Raw genomic sequence first — 17,959 nt, forward strand, 5'->3', positions numbered from 1 at the left:
AAAACGACATTAAAAGCAGAAAATGAGCAGCGCAACACTGGACCACTACACAACGCGCTTCGCTTGCAACATTAATGGATTCCATACCACGAAGGCAGAGCAGCCGATTGAACATCGATACCCGAATCAAATTCCGTCATTTGGTGTGTTTTCTCGAAGTGGCACGCCAGGGCAGCCTGGCACGCGCTTGCGACAAGTTGGCCATCAGCCAGCCGGCGCTTTCCAAAACGCTGAAGGAACTGGAATCCCTGCTGGACGCCACACTGTTTGCACGGGGTAAAAAGGGCTCGACGCTGACCGAGGCCGGCGTGGCCTTTTTGCGATATGCAGGGCCGAGCGTGCAATCGCTGCGTGAAGGCGTCAACAGTTTGCGCTCCGGTGTACATGAGCCCATTACCGTGAAGCTCGGTGTGCTGTCCACCGTCGAAAGTCTGTTGGTGCCTGAAATTGTCTGCCGCTTACACAACCGACACCCCGCCTTGGTGGTCAGTGTTGTGACAGGGCCAAGTGCCTATTTGCTGTCACAGCTGCGTGTCGGTGAACTGGATCTGGTGGTGGGCAGGATGACCGAGAGTCCATTGATTCTCGGGCTGGCGTTCGAACACCTCTACAGCGAATCAATGACCCTGGTGGTACGCACCGGTCACCCGGTACTCGCCGATCCATTGGGGCATAAAAACCTCGAAGACTACCCGCTGGTATTGCCGTTGGCGGGGACGACGATCCGCAAATTTGCCGACAGCCTGTTTGTGCAGTACGGGATCACCCCATCAAGCCAACGCCTGGAAACCCTGTCGGTCGCCCTGAGCCGGCGCTACGTACAATGCACCCAGGCTATCTGGGTCGCGCCATTTGACGCCGTCAGACAGGACTTGAGGCAAGGTAATTTGGTTGAGCTGGATCTGGGGATGCGCGAACCCGGCGGTTCTGTGGGCCTATGCACCAATCCTGCGTTGCCGGTGACAACCGCGGCGCAGTGGTGCGTGGACGCGCTGCGCGAGGTCGGGCAAGAGTATCGTGAGGGAAAACATCCATAACCGTTTGGACATGGATCAAGTCGCTTTTTTCAATTTTGAGTTGGGTTGTCCAGGAGGAAACTGGCTACACATCGCTGCCAACGCAGTGCCTGCCTCCGTCCAACCATAACAACAGGAAAAACGACATGTCTGATGCGCACGACAGCCGTTTCGTCATTCGCGACCGTAATTGGCATCCCAAAGCCCTGACGCCCGACTACAAGACGTCGATCCTGCGGTCCCCCCGCCAGGCACTGGTGAGCATCCCCCAGTCTTTATCCGAAACCAGCGGCCCGGATTTTTCCCATCTGAAGATGGGTCAGCACGATAACGATCTGCTATTGAATTTCAATCACGGCGGTCTGCCTATCGGTGAACGCATCATCGTCGCGGGTCGAGTGTGTGATCAGTACGGCAAGCCGGTTCCCCACACCCTGGTGGAGATGTGGCAGGCCAATGCCGGTGGCCGCTACCGGCACAAAAAAGACAGTTACCTGGCCCCCCTTGACCCGAATTTCGGCGGCGTCGGCCGTGCGTTGACTGACCGCGATGGCAACTACAGCTTCCGCACCGTCAAACCCGGCCCTTACCCATGGCGCAACGGTCCCAACGATTGGCGCCCGGCCCATATCCATGTGTCCATCAGTGGCCCGTCAATTGCCACGCGTTTGATTACTCAGTTGTATTTCGAAGGTGATCCGCTCATCCCCATGTGCCCGATCGTCAAGTCGATCGCGAATCAGGAAGCGGTGCAAAGTCTGATCGCCAAACTGGATATGAGCATGGCCAATCCTATGGATTGCCTGGCTTATCGTTTTGATATCGTCCTGCGCGGTCAGCGCAAGACCCACTTCGAAAATCGCTGAGGAGGCCTGCGTATGCCCGTTCAACTGCTACCTGAAACCCCATCGCAAACAGCCGGCCCTTATGTGCATATCGGCCTGGCGCTGGAGACGGCCGGCAACCCGCCGCGCGAGCAGGAAATCTGGAGCGCCATGGCGAAACCTGACGCACCAGGTGAGCACATTGTAGTGATGGGCCACGTGTATGACGGCAATGGCCACTTGATTCGTGACGCGTTTCTGGAGTTCTGGCAGGCGAATCACGAGGGTGTCTACGACACCGGTTACGATCTGGAAAAACCGTTCAACTGTTTTGGCCGTACCGCCACGACCGATGTCGGGGAATGGACGATTAAAACCGTGAAGCCCGGCGTGGTGAAAAATGCGTCGAATGTTGCTATGGCCGCGCACATCAACGTGGCGTTGTTTGCTCGGGGCATCAACATCCACCTGCAGACCCGCCTGTATTTCGACGACGAACCCCAAGCGAATGCCGAGGACCCCGTATTAAACCTGATCGAACAACCCCATCGGCGCGAATCTCTGATCGCCAAGCGCTGCACGGTTGACGGGAAGCTGGCTTACCGGTTCGATATTTATATTCAAGGCGAATCGGAAACTGTGTTCTTCGACTTCTAACGACGCAGGCACGGTGTTGAGACACAAGTGCTCAACACCGTGCTTATGCGCGCTGCAATACCGACTCACCCGCCTTCGGTGGCAATCGCAGGTTATCCAGCAATGCGATCGCCGCTATCACAGCAACACAAAGGAACGTCAGCTGAAAGTCTCCGGTCTCTGCGTGACCGGCATTGCCATGGATGTTCATGGAGAGACGAAGCAGCAACGCGCCCGTGGCAACCCCCATCGCCATGCTCAGTTGGAAAAACATACTGAACAAGGTTGATGCATCGCTCATCTGTTCCTTGGGGACATCGGCAAAACCCAGCGTGTTGAACGCGGTGAACTGCATGGATCGTGACAAGCCACCAACAAACAGAATCAACAATACAAGTACCCGACTCATGTGCTCATCCAGCAATGCACAGGCCGCTATCGCCAGGACGCCGAGGATGCCGTTGAACATCAGCACCGGGCGAAAACCCCAACGTTGCATCACCTGCGTGGTGAACGGCTTCATGGCCAGATTGCCGGCAAAGACGGCCAATACCAGTAGCCCCGCATCCAATGCAGAAAGACCGAAGGCCAGTTGAAACATCAGCGGCAAGAGAAACGGCAAGGTGCTGATGGCGATCCGAAAAATCGACCCACCCCAAAGGCAGACACTGAAGGTACGGATTCCCAAAACACCCAACGCCAGTAACGGTTGCGCATGCCGACGCAGATGTCGCCAGGCTACAGCAGCGAGTATCACGCCTGCACCAACGAGTAATAGTGCCGGCAACAGATTGGCATGACTTTGCCCCAGCATCTCTACGCCGAACAGCAGCGCAGCGCTGGCGCCGCCGGCGAGTAGAAAACCCGTGAAATCAAATGGCCGGGCAATGCCGTGGACTTGCCTGGGAATCAAGATCAGCGCAGCAATCAAGGCCAGCATCCCCAACGGAAGATTAAGGTAGAAAATCCACGGCCAGGACGCGTGGGTGACGATGAAACCACCCAAGGGCGGCCCGAGTATCGGCGCGACCAGACCGGGCCAGGTGATAAAAGAAATTGCCCGCACGAGGTCTTTTTTCTCGGTCGTGCGAAGCACTGCCAAGCGCCCCACCGGAACCATCATCGCTCCGCTGATGCCCTGCAGCACGCGCGCGGCGACAAAGGCTTGCAGGCTGTCACTCAACCCACACATCAATGAAGACAGGCTGAACAGCACAATCGCCGAACTGAATACAAGGCGTGAGCCGAAGCGATCAGCCAACCAGCCGCTGATGGGGATGAACACCGCCACCGCGAGCATGTAGACGCTCATGCCAATGCTCACATCCACCGCCGGCACACCAAATGTCCTGGCCATGTCCGGTAGCGCGGTAGCAATCACCGTAGCGTCGAGGTTCTCCATAAAGAAGGTGACCGCTACCAACAGGGCGATCAATGTTGAGCGGTGTTGAGGCATCGGTCATCCCTGGTTAGCTACGACAATGCTCGACACTTTACTATCGAATGTGGGGTACAACATCAAACGCATCGCGTTTAAAACATGCCGCATGGGCACGGTTATCCCCACCCATGCGCCTCCTCGATGAAGTGCAGCACCGCGCTTGAGCGCTCATCTATCCTTGAAATCAGCGACAGTTCACTGACCATTTCCGGTTGAGCCAACGGCACAATTCGTATGCCTGGCATGGTCAGCCGGGTCATCGTTTCAGGCACGATACTCAGGCCGATGCCCGCTGCAACCAGGCCAGGGATACTCATCAACGAAGGGACGTACATGATGTTTTTGGGATGCAATTGGTTTTGCCGGCATGCCTGAAGCGTGTGAGAGGTCAAACCGATACCCGCGGTGTCGTGTAGAAAAACGAACTTCTCGTGCCGAAGTGTCGCCAATTCTCCGGTAAAACTCTCTGCCAGCTCATGGTTGTCCGGCATCAGCAGAACGAGATTGGATTCACTGAAATGATGGGTGCGCAAACGGTCTGGCAGGTGGTCCTTGAACACCCTGGCAAAGGCGAGATCAAGCTTGTGGTCGAGCAACATGTCGAACTGCGCACGAATACCCGCATCCACCAGCGATACGTTCACCTCGGGAAACGTGCTGAAATAGTACCGCAGCAATTGCGGCAAATTGGCCTCGAACAAGGCCGAGTGATAGCCGATGTTGATCTCACCGACCTCCCCGCGTCGGGCACGCTGGGCCGCGGCTGTTGCCAGTTCGCTGGACTCGATGGACTGGCGCGCATGCGGCAGGAATGCCATGCCGGCAGCGGTCAACGCCACCCCCCGGTTTTCTCGCCGGAACAATGCCAGCCCCAACTCGGACTCAAGCGTTCGCATCAATTGGCTCAGTGCCGGTTGCGCAATCCCCAACTGTTCCGCCGCCCGGCTGAAGTGTTGCAGATCGGCAGCGACCACAAAGGCTTTTAGATGACGCAGTTCCATAACCCTCACTCATAAGGCTGGCTTATCTATTTGTCTGGATTTCGATAATTATTCTGCAAGCTAGATGCGTTAACGTCTACTCACTTCGACGTTTCCTGCCAGCGCCTGGGCCCGAGCGGAATCGTATGGGTATCCCGTAACCATAAAAATAACGACGAGCACTCAATGAGCACAACCAGTCACGAGACTCATGATTCGCGCATGCCTCGCAAAGCGGTGACCGCCGCGACCATTGGCACTGCCCTGGAGTGGTTTGACTTCACGCTGTATGGCGCGATTTCGGCGACAATTCTACCCAAGCTGTTTTTCCCGGCGATGGAGCCAACCGCCGGTCTGCTCGCCTCGCTGGCAACCTTCGGCGTAGGCCTGGCTGCTCGTCCATTGGGTGCGATTACCTGTGGCTACCTCGGCGACAAACTGGGTCGTCGCAACCTGATGCTGGCCACCGTGACCCTGATGGGTCTGGCGTCTGTGCTGATGGGCCTGTTGCCGACTTATGGTCAGATCGGCGTCTGGGCACCGATTCTTCTGGTGCTGCTGCGGATCATTCAAGGCTTCGCACTGGGCGGTGAGTCCACTGGTGCCCAACTGATGGCATTGGAACACGCCTCACCTGATCGCCGTGGGCGCTACTCGGGGATGCTGGGCCTGTGCTCACCGCTTAGCCAGATATTGGCCAACGGGGTGCTAATGGGACTGGCCGCCACGTTGTCCAGCGAGCAGTTTGAAAGTTTTGGATGGCGAATCCCATTCCTCCTCAGTTTCATACTGGTGGTAGTCGGGATCTTCATCCGCCTGAAAGTCGATGAAACCCCAGCTTTCGTTGCCTTGAAAAAGACTCCGGTCAAGCAGGAAAAAAGTCCGCTCAAATCCGCCGTGGGCAGCCATTACAAAACGATCCTGCGCTTGATGCTGTTCTTCTGCTCGCCAGCTGCACTGTTCTATTTGATCGTGATCTTTTCCCTCAGCTACCTGACCAAGCACTTGGGCTTCAGCCAGTCGACGGGCTTCATGTCGCTGATGGTGGCTAACGTCTGCGCGATTTTCGGTGCACTGGCCGGTGGTTACCTGGCGGATCGCTGGGGCCGTAAAAAGGCGCTGGCCCTGGGTTCGTGCATGACCTTGCTGATCCTGTTCGTGTACTTCCCGATCCTCAACACACTGAACGTCCCCGCCATCATGGCCATCATGGGCCTGTTCCTGGGCTTCACTCAGTTTCAGAGCGGCATCCAGCCAGTGGCATTCGCCGAAGCGTTCCCCACTCAGGTCCGTTATTCGGGTTCCGCACTGGCCTACACCGGCGCCAACCTGGTGATCGGCGGCCCAATGCCAATGATTGCGGTCTATCTGATGAGCCAGTCGAACAACTCGCCGTGGCCACTGGTGACGCTGTGCGCGGTGATCAACCTGATCTCGCTGGCGATGATCGTCATCGGCCCAGAAACCCGCGGCATTGACCTGAACGCCGTCGCGGCACCTGACGCGGACGATACTGCCGCTCCAGCCCTTCTTTCCAAATAACGCAGCAGGACGACCATGAACCGCACCGTCTTCATCCTTAACGGCCCTAACTTGAATCTGCTGGGTCGTCGTGAGCCGCACATCTACGGCCACACTACGCTCGAACAGATTCGTCAACGCAGTGAAAGGCTCGCTGAGGAACTTGACCTGGTATGTGACTTTCGCCAGACCAACCACGAAGGCGTGATGGTCGACTGGATTCAAGAGGCTTTCGAGCAAGGCGCAGCCTTGATCATCAACCCGGCCGGCTTTTCGTTTCACTCGATTCCGGTGCTCGATGCCCTGAAGCTGCTCAGCACACCGTTGATTGAACTGCATCTGTCGAACATCCATGCACGCGACGAACTGCATCGCCACTCAATCATGTCTGGCGCAGTCAATGCCGTGATTTGCGGCATGGGTGCCGACGGTTATCCCCTCGCCATCCGGGCCATTGACGACCTGCTGCGTCGGCAGGTGTCCAACAGCTAACCCCCTCTTCGCTAAACGCTTACACGGCGGTCTCTCGGCAGATTGTTGCCAGAGCCGCCTGCGCCTGAAATTCAGTCGCCGGCTGTAAAAAAACGCCAAAAAAATAATAATTGAATGCGAGAAAACCAACATGCATCACTCTGTTTTTAGCCGTAACGTGCCCGCTCACTACTCCTTGATCAGCCTGGCCCTGGCAATCAGTGCCGGCTCAGCGACTGTCGTTCATGCCGATGAAAACAGCGGTTTCATTGAGGGCGCGACGTCCACGCTCAATCTGCGCAACGCCTACATCAATCGTAACTTCGTCAATCCCGCCTACCCGAATGCCGCCGCACCACAGAACAAAGCTGAGGAGTGGACGCAAAACTTCATCCTCGATACCCGCTCTGGTTATACCCAAGGGCCGGTAGGTTTCGGTGTTGATGTTCTGGGGCTTTATTCGCAGAAGCTTGATGGGGGCAAAGGCACTGCCGGTACGCAACTGTTGCCTGTCCATGGTGATGGAGAGCCTGCTGACAACTTCGGACGGTTGGCAGTTGCTGGCAAGGCCAAGGTTTCCAAGACGGTCGTAAAAGTAGGCGAATGGGTCAGCACCCTGCCAATTCTGCGTTCGGATGACGGCCGCTCGTTGCCGCAGACCTTTCAAGGTGCACAGATCACCTCCCAAGAGATCGGAGGGTTGTCGTTATACGGCGGTCAAATCCGGCAGAACAGCCCGCGCAATGACGCCAGCATGGAAGACATGTCCATGAACGGCAAAGCGGCGTTCACGTCCGATCGATTCAACTTCGGCGGTGGTGAATACACGTTCAACGAGAAGCGCACGACGGTTGGAGTCTGGTACGACGAACTCCAAGACATCTACCAACAGCAATATTTCAGCCTCAATCACAGCCAGCCCGTGGGCGACTGGGTACTGGGCGCCAATATGGGCTTTTTCTCGGGTAAGGAAAACGGCGCCAGTCTGGCCGGCGACTTGGACAACAAGACAGCCTTCGGCCTGTTCTCCGCCAAACTGGGGGGCAATACGTTCTATGTCGGCCTGCAAAAGCTCACCGGCGATAACGCGTGGATGCGGGTCAACGGTTCCAGTGGCGGCACATTGGCGAACGACAGCTACAACTCCAGTTACGACAACGCGCAGGAACATCCCTGGCAGGTTCGCCATGACTATAACTTCGTCGGAATGGGGGTCCCGGGGCTGACCATGATGAACCGCTACATCAGTGGCGACAACGTGCACACGGGCGCAATCACCGACGGCAAGGAATGGGGTCGCGAATCGGAGTTGGCCTATGTGGTTCAGTCTGGCACCTTGAAAAACCTGAGCGTCAAATGGAGAAACGCCAGTATCCGGAAAAACTTCAGCACCAACGAATTTGACGAAAACCGGATCTTCATCAGCTACCCGATATCGTTGCTGTAACTCTGCCTGGCTGAGCACGCTGCGTTCATCTGAAAGGATACAGATTGAACGTGGCAGTGTTCGTGCGGGTGTTTATCCGCATTCCGGGCCAGAAGTGGCCAGTCAAGTGAGGGCTTCTATCGGACGCTAAACGCCTGTTCCGCCGCGATGTCTTCCTGCCCCCTTGACCGACTTCCGGTTAGATTGACCCGTTGATGGACTGTAACGGGTTAATGATCAATATTTGACATCACGAGCGGTGTCGCGGGTGTCCTGTTTGGTGTCGCGCTTGTCCTGACGGCAATCGTTGCGACTCTTTTCATCTCCCTCCTTGCATGCCTCCTTGGTTTCCCGGGAAGCCTCGCGCCCTTCCTGCTTGACATCGCGCGACTCTTGTCGCTGGTCAGCCTGATCGGTTGCATGGACCAGCGTCGGCACCCAGAGGCCGCCAGTTGCAATGGCCAGTGTGGCCAAGACAGACAAATAATGTGTGCGAATCATGATTCTCCTCCTGCCAGAGTATTCAATCACTTAGAGGCCTGCGGAGTTCATGACGGAACTTGCGGGCCTAATTTTGTGCCTCAACTTCGTCCCTGTCCGGCGCGTCCGCAACAGCCTCTCTGGCCGCGCGCGCCTCAGCTTTGGCGGCGTCTCTGTTCGCATCTGCAGCAGCCTTCGCCGCATTTCTGGCGGCATCTGCGTCAGCTTTGGCGGCGTCCCTGGCTGCATCTGCCGTGGCCCGCGCCGCATCTCTGGTCGCATCTGCGCCCGCTACACCTGCAGCTTTTGCAGCGTCTCTGGCAGCATCCGCCTCGGCTCGGGCCGCATCTCTAGCGGCATCTGCAGCAGCTTTGGCATTATCCCGGGCGGCATCTGCATCGTTTCTGGCAGCATCCCTTTCCGCATCTGCGGCATCGTTGCCAGCGTCGTTGTCATGCGCATTGCCTGGGCCTCTGTTGCCGGCATCTCCCCCATGGTCAGCGTCTCCGCGCCCCGGGCCGCCATGACCGTCACCGTCACCGTCATGACCAGCAGCATGATTGCCACCTTCGCCATGGCCGCTGCTACCGTGCCCGCCTCCTGAGCCTGAGCCGTCGCCACCGTGACCACCACTGCCTCCGTGGCCACCGCTGCCGCCATCTTTGGCGTACACGCTGGAAAAACTACTGATGTAATCGGGTACAAGGACAGTCGAAGCCGACAGGACTCCGCCAATTGCGAGGGCCAATAAACATTTCTTGAGAAACATGAGCCACCTCCGCTTGGCGTTGCGTCGTCATCTCCGTATCGAACGCAATCACCAGTGAGTTCCCGGCCACCTACTGGAGCGGCCAGCTAACCGGCACGGTCATAAATTTGCAGCATTAACGAGCCACTGCGGTTGCGCACGATCCCTTAGAGCCAGTTAGCATCGTTGAGTGGGGAAGTATTCCCACATTCTTTTTTGATAAGTGCTGTCCACTCAAGTTCAACGCAATCACACGCTTGATGCAGCACCCAAGATCAAAACTGCTACGCTTGAAACAATAGCTTTGGCGCTTTTCAGCCTACCGGCGCACGTGTTCTCTGTGACTGATGGAACAGTCGAATTACCCGATCCTGTGCCCAAGCGAGTCAGACTTCGTTGAGCAAAGGAGTGGACATGGCCCCCCGCAAAAACAGATTTTCCAAAAGCAAAACAGGGCAATCGGAAGACAACGGGGACGAGCGAGTCTTTCACTCGCGCAAGGAGCGTCTGTACGAAGGTGAGCTATTACGCGCGCGTCTGCCGCATGCCCTTCACGCGGAATGGAAACCGGCACGCAAACACCGTGACCCGATCAAACTCCTCGAAGAGTCCAACCGCTATCGACTACCCAATCTAGTGCCAGTGCGCTACGGCCGCATGTTGCGCAGTCCATTCACCTTTTTACGCGGTTCTGCGGGTTTGATGGCGCATGACCTGGCCGCTCTGCCGACCACCGGCATTCAGGTGCAGGCCTGCGGGGATTGTCACCTGATGAATTTCGGGTTGTTTGCGACACCTGAGCGCAATCTGATTTTTGACATAAACGACTTCGACGAAACGCTCCCCGCCCCCTGGGAATGGGATGTAAAACGCCTGGCAATCAGTTTTGCCGTGGCCGCGCGCGATAACCACCTCAGCGATAAAGCGGCACAGGGCATAGCCGCCGAATGCGTTCGTGCTTACCGCGTGTACCTGCGTAAATTTTCGAAGATGAACCCAATGGATGTCTGGTATGACCGCCTGGATGCCCAAGCCATCATTGATATGTCGCCCAATGCTGAAATCAAGAAAATCCGCGAACAATTGGTCGCAAAGGCCAAGATGCGCGTCGGCGATTACCTCTATCCCCGGATCAGCAGCGAAGTCGGAGGGCGGCGACGCCTGATCGATCAACCCCCCATACTTTTCCATGTGTATGAAAAGGGCTTCGCGCGAGGCGTCCATTTGGCGCTGCAAGATTATCGATTGTCGCTGCCCCATGAACGGCGCGTGCTCTTTGATCGCTACCGTCTGGAAGACATTGCCGTCAAAGCGGTGGGCATCGGCAGTGTCGGTACCTATTGTTTCGTCGGCCTGTTCTTTTCTGCGGAGAACCATCCTTTGCTCCTGCAATTCAAGGAAGCCTGTCCCTCGGTACTGGCGCCCTATGCAGGCAAGAGCGTCTATGAGAACCAAGGGCAGCGTGTGGTCACGGGGCAGCGTCTGATGCAGTCGTCCAGCGACATCTTTTTGGGCTGGACGCGCGGCCAAAACGGGCGGTACTTCTTTGTGCGTCAGTTGCGAGACATGAAGATGTCAGCGCCCATCGAAGGCACATCCGCCGCACGAATGAAGATGTACGCCGAATGTTGCGGTCTTACCCTGGCCCGTGCCCACGCCAAATCAGGGGATGCAGCGCTCATTAGTGGCTACCTGGGCAAGACAGACTCCTTCGACCAGGCCATCGGAACATTTGCCATCGCCTATGCCGATCAAAATGTAAAAGACCATACCGCGCTGGTGGCCGCAGAAAAATCAGGGCGGATCAATGCGTTGAGAGAAGAAGACTGATGGCGCCGACCCAACTGACAACTCCGGACATCGAAATGCCCGCCCCCGAATTCACTCTTCTCCAAAGTTGGCACCGTAACGCGCAATCCTGGATCGATGCCATCCGCAGCGGCGCCATCGAAAGCCGCCTGAAGGTCACCGATCAGGCCATCCTGTTGGCGGTGATGGGCCGCCAGCCCGAACGTGTGCTCGATCTTGGCTGTGGCGAGGGCTGGTTGTTGCGTGCGCTGGCTGAACGGGGCATCCAGGTGGTTGGGGTGGATGGCGCCGCGACACTGGTCGACGCGGCGCGGGCAGCGGGCTCTTCACCCGTACATTTGGCGAGTTATGAAGCGTTGGTGGAAGCGAAGGTAAACGTCGGCCGCGACTACGACCTGATCTGCGCCAACTTCGCACTGTTGCACCAAGACATCATCCCCCTGCTAGCCGCCATGAACGCCCTGCTCACCCCTGGCGGCGCGCTGGTGATCCAGACGTTGCATCCGTGGACCACTGCGGCGAGCGATTATCAGGATGGCTGGCGGGAAGAAACCTTTTCCGGGTTCGAGGGGCAGTGGCAATCCATGCCTTGGTACTTTCGCACCTTGTCCAGTTGGCTGAATGCGCTGGACATGGCCGGTTTTCGGCTGGTCGGCTTGCAGGAGCCACAGCACCCGCAAAGTCCTGTGCCGCAGTCGCTGCTGCTGGTGGCCGAACAACGGGGATGAGCGCCGCCGGCTCCCATCTAGAGCATTTTCTCCAGCCCGATCTTGTCGCTGAGCCAGGCCTTGAAGCTGCGCCATGTGCCACCCGGCTCCTGATGCAAGGTATGCCGGCGGCCGTCGTCTTCGGCGATCCAGACGATTTCGCCGTTTTCCAGGCTGGCCTGGTAACTCACGGCCGGTGCCATGCCCTCAAGCGCCAAGTCGCGCATGTAGCCGGCCAATTCAGGGCTGTCGACCAGCACCCCCACTTCAGTGTTCCAAAACACTGAACGCGGATCGAAATTGAAGGAGCCGATGAACACCTTCTGCTTGTCCAGAATCATGGCCTTGGTGTGCAAGCTCGAGTCCGAGCCACCCCTGAAGCCACGAGAAGAACCCCCTCTGGGGTCGTCCTGCTGGCGCCGCAGTTCATAGAGCTTCACACCATGTTCGAGCAGGGTCTTGCGATAAGGTGCATAGCCGCCATGCACCGCCGGTACATCGGTGGCTTCCAGTGAGTTGGTCAACAGGCGTACATCGACACCGGCATCGGCACGGCCGATGAGGTAGGTCATGCCCGGCTTTTGCGGGACGAAATAGGCCGAGATCAGGATGAACTCCTTACTGACGCCGTCGAGCGCAGGTCGTAGTTGTGTGGCCATCAATAGAGAGCGGGCCGGTTCGTCGTCAGCCAGCACCTTACTCGGGGCGTCCCACATTGCCTGGCTATGGGCCCAGATCAGCTCTTTGCGCCATAGATTGAGTTGTGGTTGAGTCCGGTAGGTCATGAGGTGGTCGTACAAAGGTTTGTTCTCGGTACTTGCGGCCTGGAGCGATTGTTCGAGGCGCTGGCGACTCTTTAGCAAGTCTTCAGCGGTTGGCTTGTTGAGCACCAACTCACTGATTGGCTGGCTCAGGGCGCTATTCCAGTACTGATCGAAACTGTGGCCCAACTGCTCGGCGACCGGGCCGAAGCACAGCAGGTCCATGTCGGTGAAGTTGAGATCGGGCTTGGCGTCGAAATATTCATCCCCCAGGTTGCGCCCGCCGACGATGGCCGCGCTGTTGTCGGCCACCCACAATTTGTTGTGCATGCGCCGGTGCTGTTGGGAAAGATTCAGCAGTCGGCCCATGGTTCGGGTCACCAGGGTGCTGCGCCCCAGATGCAGAGGGTTGAAGACACGGATATAAATGTTCGGGTGCACAGCCAGGGTAGCGATGACTTCTTCCTGACCGTCGCTGGCCGTGTCGTCGAGCAAGATGCGTATCCGTACGCCGCGATCGGCGGCCACCAACAATTCACGCACGAGTGCTCGGGTGCTCAGACCGTTATGCACGATGTAGTACTGCAGATCGACGCTCTTGCGCGCATTGCGGATCAACTCGGCGCGGGCCCGGAACGCTTCACTGCTGTTAGGCAACAGGCGAAAACCCGAGCGCCCCTCATGCGGGGCGGCCTGGGCCTGAATGGATCGCCCGAATGACGATTCTCCGGCAGGTATTGCCTCGCTGAAGTCGTGTGGCAAGGGCGTAGTGGCGCAGCCGGCAACCAGCAGTGCGAGCAACAGTGCGGGGAGAAACCAGGAGATGGACAAGGGGCTCGTCCTCAACCTAATGGAGGTAGTGCTGACCTGGGGAGCCAGCCAGTATTTGCAGGACGCAGCCCACAGGTAACCCCCGGCAATCGGCACAACCTACTCCAGTAAAGCCCGGTTCAAGCAGCCTGTCGAAATTTACCGGCCGTTCCACCCACATTGCTCTCCCTCAGTCTCAGCTAAGTTTCGCTACGTATCTTCTCCCCTGCGCAAGTTCAGCGCCACTCAGGAGAGGCTACCCGCAGATGAATCCCGAAAAAGCCGGATGGCTCAACAAAGTACCCGAGGTGACACTGTCATTTTGGGTGATCAAGATTTTGTCCACGACCGTGGGTGAAACGGGCGCAGACTTTCTGGCGGTAGATGCCGGTTTCGGCGCCGGCTGGACCAGCATCGGCATGGCCGTCTTGCTGGCGCTCGCATTGTGCTTTCAATTGCGCACCAAGGCTTACTCGCCCTGGATCTACTGGTTGACCGTCGTGTTGGTGAGCATCGTCGGGACACAGATCACCGACATCATGACCGACATGCTCGACATCAGCCTGTACACCAGCACGGCGGTCTTTTCCGTTCTACTGGCGATCAACTTCCTGGTCTGGTACCGGGTGGAACACAACCTGTCGATCCGCGAAATCATCACCCCGCGACGGGAGCTTTTTTACTGGACGACCGTGCTTTGCACCTTTGCCCTCGGCACTGCCGCGGGCGACCTGGCCACCGAAGCGCTGGGCCTGGGCTTCACCCTCGGCGCCGTGATTTTCGGTGCGCTGATCGCCACGACGCTGGTGGCCTGGCGCATGGGCGGTAATGTGGTGTGGACCTTCTGGATCGCCTACATCCTGACCCGTCCGTTTGGTGCCTCCCTCGGCGACTTGCTGACCCAGGCCAAAACCTACGGCGGCCTCGGTATGGGCGCAGCCTGGACCAGCGCTATTTTCCTGTGCGTCATTGTTCTTTTGGTTGCGGTCGCGCAAATCAGCGTTGGCCAACGTAAATCAATCACTCAGTAACCCTTCAAAGCCCATCAAGGATTTGTCATGCGTTCACTTCAAAATGCCATTCGCTACATTGCCATCGTCTCGTCGATTTTTTTACTTGGCGTCGCCGCCGGCTGCTCGAAACCTGCCGACAAACCCGGTGCCGGCACCTCGACTGCTTCGGTGAGCACATCCGCCCAGTCCGGTTCAAAACTGGGCGATCTGTCCGAGTTCCGCGCTATCGCCGCCGATGTCACCGCGCTCGTCGATAAAAACGATCTGCCAGCGGCGAAAACCCGCATCAAGGATCTGGAAACGACTTGGGATTCTGCCGAAGCCGGCATCAAACCCCGCGCTGCCAGTGACTGGCATGTGCTGGACAAAGCGATTGACCGGGCACTCGATGCCCTGCGCGCTAGCGCGCCGAAGCAGGCCGATTGCAAGGCCGCGATGGATGACCTATTGAAAGCCTTCGATTCGATGAAGGGCAAGCAATGACCAGCAGCCGTACATTGCGTTGATCCGGCGGCGGACAATCACCGGCGCAGGTGCTTCAATACAGGCGCGACGGTCTTGACCGCCGCGTCTTTTTTTGGAGCCGTACATGCGGATATTGCTGGTTGAAGATGACCCGATGATTGGTGATGCCATCCAGGGCGCGCTAAACGATGCGAGCTACGCCACCGACTGGGTAAAAAACGGGCTCACCGCCCTTGCTGCACTGCAAACCCATACCTATGACTTGGTACTGCTGGATCTCGGGTTGCCCGGCAAAGACGGGCTCGATGTGCTCGATGTCATCCGCGGCCGCAACAACCCGGTACCGGTGCTGATCATCACTGCAAGGGACAGTCTCGATGATCGCCTGCGCGGCCTCGATGGCGGTGCTGACGATTTCCTGCTAAAGCCCTTCGCCATGGCGGAACTGCTGGCCCGCATGCGCGCCGTGCTACGCCGCAAAGGCGGCAGCGCCCAGTCACTGCTGGACAATGGCGTGGTGTCACTGGATCTGGTCTCCAAACAAGCCACCACCGCCGACTTCCCCGATGTTCAGCTTTCCAGCCGTGAGTTCGCCTTGCTGCAGGCCCTATTAATCCGGCCTGGCGCCATTCTCTCTCGCAGCGAACTTGAAGACCGGATTTACGGTTGGGGCAATGAAGTGGAAAGCAACGCGGTGGAATTTCTGATTCACGCACTGCGGCGCAAATTGGGGAACCATGTCATCAAAAACGTCAGGGGAATGGGATGGATGGTTTCAAAAAGCACTTGAGCGAATCGATACAGGTACGGCTTTCTGTAACGCTATCGCTGGCCATCCTGATCGTGGCGGCGCTCGCCGGTGTTTTCGCGTTCGTCTCCGCGCTGAACGAGGCACACGAGATGCAGGATGAGACCCTGCGTCAAGTGGCCGTTCTTTTTGAGCGGCAGCAAATGACCCTGCGTTACCCTGCGGGTGAGCCGATCATTGGCGACGACGAAGAATCCAGGGTCATCGTGCAATACCTGGCCGACAGCAGCAAAGCGACCGGCGCTGACGACGCAAGAATACCGCTGCCCTTCCCCACAACGCTGGCCGATGGTTTGTCGACCATAAACATCGCGGGAGAAAACTTTCGTGTGCTGATCCGAACCACACTCCGTGGCGAGCGCATCGTTGTCGCCCAAGAAGCCGGCGTGCGCGACAAAGAGGCTCGCGAGAGTGCCTGGCGCAGTCTGTTGCCGTTTCTCATTTTGTTTCCGGTGCTGTTGCTGGTGGTGGGCGATCTGGTGCGCAAACTGTTCCGGCCCATCGCGAATCTCTCGAAGGAAATCGATCAGCGTGATGAACAAGCACTGCACCCTATCGATGAAAACCACCTGCCGACCGAGATCCGTCCTTTCGTCGTAGCGATCAATCGATTACTGGCGCGCGTCGCGCAGTCCATGGAAGCCCAGCGCCGCTTCATCGCCGACGCAGCCCACGAACTGCGCTCGCCAATGACAGCCCTGTCACTGCAAGCCGAGCGACTGTCCACCACCGAAATGTCGGCGTCGGCCTATGAACGTTTGTTGCCATTGTCCCGGGGAATAGAACGCAGCAGAAAACTGATCGATCAGCTGCTGGCCTTGGCCGCCGCACAATCGAGCCCGGATCGATCACAGGCAACCGTTTCAGTCCATGACGTCTATCGACGGGTATTAGAGGACCTGCTGCCGCTGGCAGAGCGCAAACGCATCGATATCGGTGTTGAAGGCATCGAAGATGTACAGGTCAACATCAACGAAATGGATCTGTTCATCCTGGTCAAGAATCTAGTGGATAACGCTATCCGTTACACCCCCATTGATGGACGAGTCGACCTGACGATCGCGTTGGCGCAAGACACAGTGATCCTTCAAATCAAGGACTCCGGCCCAGGCATCAGCGCAGAAGAACAACTATTGGTGTTCGATCCGTTCTACCGCAGTTTGGGAACCGATGAAACAGGCTCCGGGCTGGGTTTGTCCATCGTCAAGGCGATAGCCGATCGTACGGGCGCGCACATCCGATTGAGTGTTTCAGATGTGGTGAAGCAGAGCGGATTATGTGTTTCGGTCTGCTTGAAAAGAGCTAAACCGTGAAGCTTAGTCAAACGCCCCTGTGCGCACCTCGCCTTGTCTGACGTAATGAGCGATCAGCACACCGCGAGGCGTACTGATCGAATGCGCCAGCGTGAACGCCAACGGTTGTGCCGTGTCGTCGAACAAGCGCTTGCCGCGGCCCAGCACCACAGGAAAAATCATGAGCCTGAGCTCGTCCACCAACCCGACGGCAAGCAGTTGGCGCACCAGAATGCCGCTGCCCTGCGTCAAGAGATCGGCGCCGTCCTCGTGTTTGAGCGTGCGAATCGCGTCGGCCGGATTTCCCTGCAAAGCATGGCTGTTGTGCCAATCAAGCGTATCGGGGTGATGCGTAGCGACGTGTTTGGGTACGCTGTTGAACAGATCAGCGATGGCGTGGTGGTTTGAATCGGCCTGTCTGTGCGGCCAATACGTGGCAAAAATGTCGTAGGTACGCCGCCCCAGCAGCAATTCGAACGGTTTCGCGAACAGGTCCTGAATGGCCTGGCCGGAGACGTTGTCGGCGTAGGGCACGATCCAGCCACCCCAGTGGAATGCGCCGCTGATGTCTTCTTCAGGCCCGCCGGGCGCTTGCATAACGCCGTCCAGACTGATGAATGCGGCAACGATGAGTTTGCGCACAGTCTTGCTCTCCCAGTGAGTACTCGTGCAGGGAACGCCTGGGGTCACAGCAACCCGACAGGCTAGTTCCATGATGGATAGTCGAACATGCCGGTGCGAAATCGACAGC

At 57.6% G+C, this 17,959-nt stretch carries 18 protein-coding genes; 13 read left to right on the plus strand and 5 right to left on the minus strand.

Annotated elements, in window-relative coordinates; genetic code table 11:
• Positions 1 to 107: 107 nt before the first annotated feature.
• From pcaQ to pcaG, 3 genes are all read left to right on the plus strand, one after another.
• Entirely contained in the window at positions 108 to 1,037 is a 930-nt protein-coding gene (gene pcaQ, locus AC3ISI_RS14000) for a pca operon transcription factor PcaQ (RefSeq protein ID WP_489337504.1), read from the plus strand.
• Positions 1,038 to 1,162: 125 nt separating this feature from the next.
• Positions 1,163 to 1,882 carry a protocatechuate 3,4-dioxygenase subunit beta gene (pcaH, locus tag AC3ISI_RS14005; RefSeq protein WP_489337505.1) on the plus strand — a complete coding sequence of 240 codons (720 nt, stop codon included), beginning with the start codon at positions 1,163 to 1,165 and terminating at the stop codon, positions 1,880 to 1,882.
• 12 nt (positions 1,883 to 1,894) lie between these two features.
• Entirely contained in the window at positions 1,895 to 2,497 is a 603-nt protein-coding gene (pcaG, locus tag AC3ISI_RS14010) for a protocatechuate 3,4-dioxygenase subunit alpha (RefSeq protein WP_489337506.1), read from the plus strand.
• A 43-nt stretch (positions 2,498 to 2,540) separates the two neighbouring features.
• Here pcaG and AC3ISI_RS14015 read toward each other — a convergent pair whose 3' ends face one another.
• Positions 2,541 to 3,932 (minus strand): MFS transporter, encoded by a 1,392-nt coding sequence (locus AC3ISI_RS14015; protein WP_489337508.1) that lies wholly within the window; start codon positions 3,930 to 3,932, stop codon positions 2,541 to 2,543.
• Between the two features lie 101 nt (positions 3,933 to 4,033).
• Positions 4,034 to 4,918: a LysR family transcriptional regulator gene (locus tag AC3ISI_RS14020; protein WP_489337510.1), complete on the minus strand. Its 885-nt coding sequence runs from the start codon at positions 4,916 to 4,918 to the stop codon at positions 4,034 to 4,036.
• Between the two features lie 165 nt (positions 4,919 to 5,083).
• Between AC3ISI_RS14020 and AC3ISI_RS14025 the strand changes: the two genes are divergently transcribed.
• From AC3ISI_RS14025 to AC3ISI_RS14035, 3 genes are all read left to right on the plus strand, one after another.
• Entirely contained in the window at positions 5,084 to 6,439 is a 1,356-nt protein-coding gene (locus AC3ISI_RS14025; protein WP_489337511.1) for an MFS transporter, read from the plus strand.
• 15 nt (positions 6,440 to 6,454) lie between these two features.
• On the plus strand, positions 6,455 to 6,910 hold the full coding sequence (locus tag AC3ISI_RS14030; RefSeq protein WP_489337512.1) for a type II 3-dehydroquinate dehydratase: 456 nt from the start codon (positions 6,455 to 6,457) through the stop codon (positions 6,908 to 6,910).
• 130 nt (positions 6,911 to 7,040) lie between these two features.
• Complete coding sequence (locus AC3ISI_RS14035) at positions 7,041 to 8,336, plus strand: OprD family porin (RefSeq protein WP_489337513.1); 1,296 nt, start codon at positions 7,041 to 7,043, stop codon at positions 8,334 to 8,336.
• Between the two features lie 216 nt (positions 8,337 to 8,552).
• Here the strand turns inward: AC3ISI_RS14035 and AC3ISI_RS14040 are convergent, their stop codons facing one another.
• Entirely contained in the window at positions 8,553 to 8,816 is a 264-nt protein-coding gene (locus tag AC3ISI_RS14040) for a hypothetical protein (protein ID WP_489337514.1), read from the minus strand.
• A gap of 49 nt (positions 8,817 to 8,865) precedes the next feature.
• Between AC3ISI_RS14040 and AC3ISI_RS14045 the strand changes: the two genes are divergently transcribed.
• From AC3ISI_RS14045 to AC3ISI_RS14055, 3 genes are all read left to right on the plus strand, one after another.
• Positions 8,866 to 9,399: a hypothetical protein gene (locus AC3ISI_RS14045; protein WP_489337515.1), complete on the plus strand. Its 534-nt coding sequence runs from the start codon at positions 8,866 to 8,868 to the stop codon at positions 9,397 to 9,399.
• Between the two features lie 558 nt (positions 9,400 to 9,957).
• Positions 9,958 to 11,373 (plus strand): DUF2252 domain-containing protein, encoded by a 1,416-nt coding sequence (locus tag AC3ISI_RS14050; protein ID WP_489337516.1) that lies wholly within the window; start codon positions 9,958 to 9,960, stop codon positions 11,371 to 11,373.
• A gap of 35 nt (positions 11,374 to 11,408) precedes the next feature.
• Complete coding sequence (locus AC3ISI_RS14055; protein ID WP_489337713.1) at positions 11,409 to 12,080, plus strand: class I SAM-dependent methyltransferase; 672 nt, start codon at positions 11,409 to 11,411, stop codon at positions 12,078 to 12,080.
• Positions 12,081 to 12,097: 17 nt separating this feature from the next.
• On the opposite strand, the gene AC3ISI_RS14060 is transcribed toward AC3ISI_RS14055, so the two are convergent.
• Positions 12,098 to 13,651 (minus strand): phospholipase D family protein, encoded by a 1,554-nt coding sequence (locus AC3ISI_RS14060; RefSeq protein WP_489337517.1) that lies wholly within the window; start codon positions 13,649 to 13,651, stop codon positions 12,098 to 12,100.
• Between the two features lie 245 nt (positions 13,652 to 13,896).
• Between AC3ISI_RS14060 and AC3ISI_RS14065 the strand changes: the two genes are divergently transcribed.
• The 4 genes from AC3ISI_RS14065 to AC3ISI_RS14080 all read left to right on the plus strand — a co-directional run bounded on the left by AC3ISI_RS14065 (position 13,897) and on the right by AC3ISI_RS14080 (position 17,229).
• Entirely contained in the window at positions 13,897 to 14,661 is a 765-nt protein-coding gene (locus tag AC3ISI_RS14065) for a COG4705 family protein (protein ID WP_489337518.1), read from the plus strand.
• Between the two features lie 27 nt (positions 14,662 to 14,688).
• Positions 14,689 to 15,126: a hypothetical protein gene (locus AC3ISI_RS14070; RefSeq protein WP_489337519.1), complete on the plus strand. Its 438-nt coding sequence runs from the start codon at positions 14,689 to 14,691 to the stop codon at positions 15,124 to 15,126.
• Between the two features lie 106 nt (positions 15,127 to 15,232).
• Positions 15,233 to 15,898, plus strand: coding sequence for a response regulator (locus tag AC3ISI_RS14075; protein WP_489337520.1), 666 nt, complete (start codon positions 15,233 to 15,235; stop codon positions 15,896 to 15,898).
• The gene (locus AC3ISI_RS14080; protein WP_489337521.1) at positions 15,874 to 17,229 is read left to right on the plus strand and encodes an ATP-binding protein; all 1,356 of its coding nucleotides are present in this window, start codon (positions 15,874 to 15,876) and stop codon (positions 17,227 to 17,229) included. The genes AC3ISI_RS14075 and AC3ISI_RS14080 overlap by 25 nt, the downstream gene beginning before the upstream one ends.
• 3 nt (positions 17,230 to 17,232) lie before the next feature.
• Here AC3ISI_RS14080 and AC3ISI_RS14085 read toward each other — a convergent pair whose 3' ends face one another.
• Positions 17,233 to 17,850, minus strand: a complete 618-nt coding sequence (locus tag AC3ISI_RS14085; RefSeq protein ID WP_489337522.1) for a dihydrofolate reductase family protein — start codon at positions 17,848 to 17,850, stop codon at positions 17,233 to 17,235.
• Between the last annotated feature and the right edge of the window lie 109 nt (positions 17,851 to 17,959).

Source organism: Pseudomonas sp. GL_139_B (genome assembly GCF_057834475.1).

Bases quoted from the DNA above. Each gene is read 5' to 3' on its own strand.
- AC3ISI_RS14030 (WP_489337512.1), top strand. From the start codon at position 6,455: ATGAACCGCACCGTCTTCATCCTTAACGGCCCTAACTTGAATCTGCTG.
- AC3ISI_RS14045 (WP_489337515.1), top strand. From the start codon at position 8,866: ATGACGGAACTTGCGGGCCTAATTTTGTGCCTCAACTTCGTCCCTGTC.
- pcaH (WP_489337505.1), top strand. From the start codon at position 1,163: ATGTCTGATGCGCACGACAGCCGTTTCGTCATTCGCGACCGTAATTGG.
- AC3ISI_RS14035 (WP_489337513.1), top strand. From the start codon at position 7,041: ATGCATCACTCTGTTTTTAGCCGTAACGTGCCCGCTCACTACTCCTTG.
- AC3ISI_RS14070 (WP_489337519.1), top strand. From the start codon at position 14,689: ATGCGTTCACTTCAAAATGCCATTCGCTACATTGCCATCGTCTCGTCG.
- AC3ISI_RS14075 (WP_489337520.1), top strand. From the start codon at position 15,233: ATGCGGATATTGCTGGTTGAAGATGACCCGATGATTGGTGATGCCATC.
- AC3ISI_RS14065 (WP_489337518.1), top strand. From the start codon at position 13,897: ATGAATCCCGAAAAAGCCGGATGGCTCAACAAAGTACCCGAGGTGACA.
- AC3ISI_RS14015 (WP_489337508.1), bottom strand. From the start codon at position 3,932: ATGCCTCAACACCGCTCAACATTGATCGCCCTGTTGGTAGCGGTCACC.
- AC3ISI_RS14040 (WP_489337514.1), bottom strand. From the start codon at position 8,816: ATGATTCGCACACATTATTTGTCTGTCTTGGCCACACTGGCCATTGCA.
- AC3ISI_RS14050 (WP_489337516.1), top strand. From the start codon at position 9,958: ATGGCCCCCCGCAAAAACAGATTTTCCAAAAGCAAAACAGGGCAATCG.
- pcaG (WP_489337506.1), top strand. From the start codon at position 1,895: ATGCCCGTTCAACTGCTACCTGAAACCCCATCGCAAACAGCCGGCCCT.
- AC3ISI_RS14080 (WP_489337521.1), top strand. From the start codon at position 15,874: ATGGATGGTTTCAAAAAGCACTTGAGCGAATCGATACAGGTACGGCTT.
- AC3ISI_RS14020 (WP_489337510.1), bottom strand. From the start codon at position 4,918: ATGGAACTGCGTCATCTAAAAGCCTTTGTGGTCGCTGCCGATCTGCAA.
- AC3ISI_RS14025 (WP_489337511.1), top strand. From the start codon at position 5,084: ATGAGCACAACCAGTCACGAGACTCATGATTCGCGCATGCCTCGCAAA.
- AC3ISI_RS14055 (WP_489337713.1), top strand. From the start codon at position 11,409: ATGCCCGCCCCCGAATTCACTCTTCTCCAAAGTTGGCACCGTAACGCG.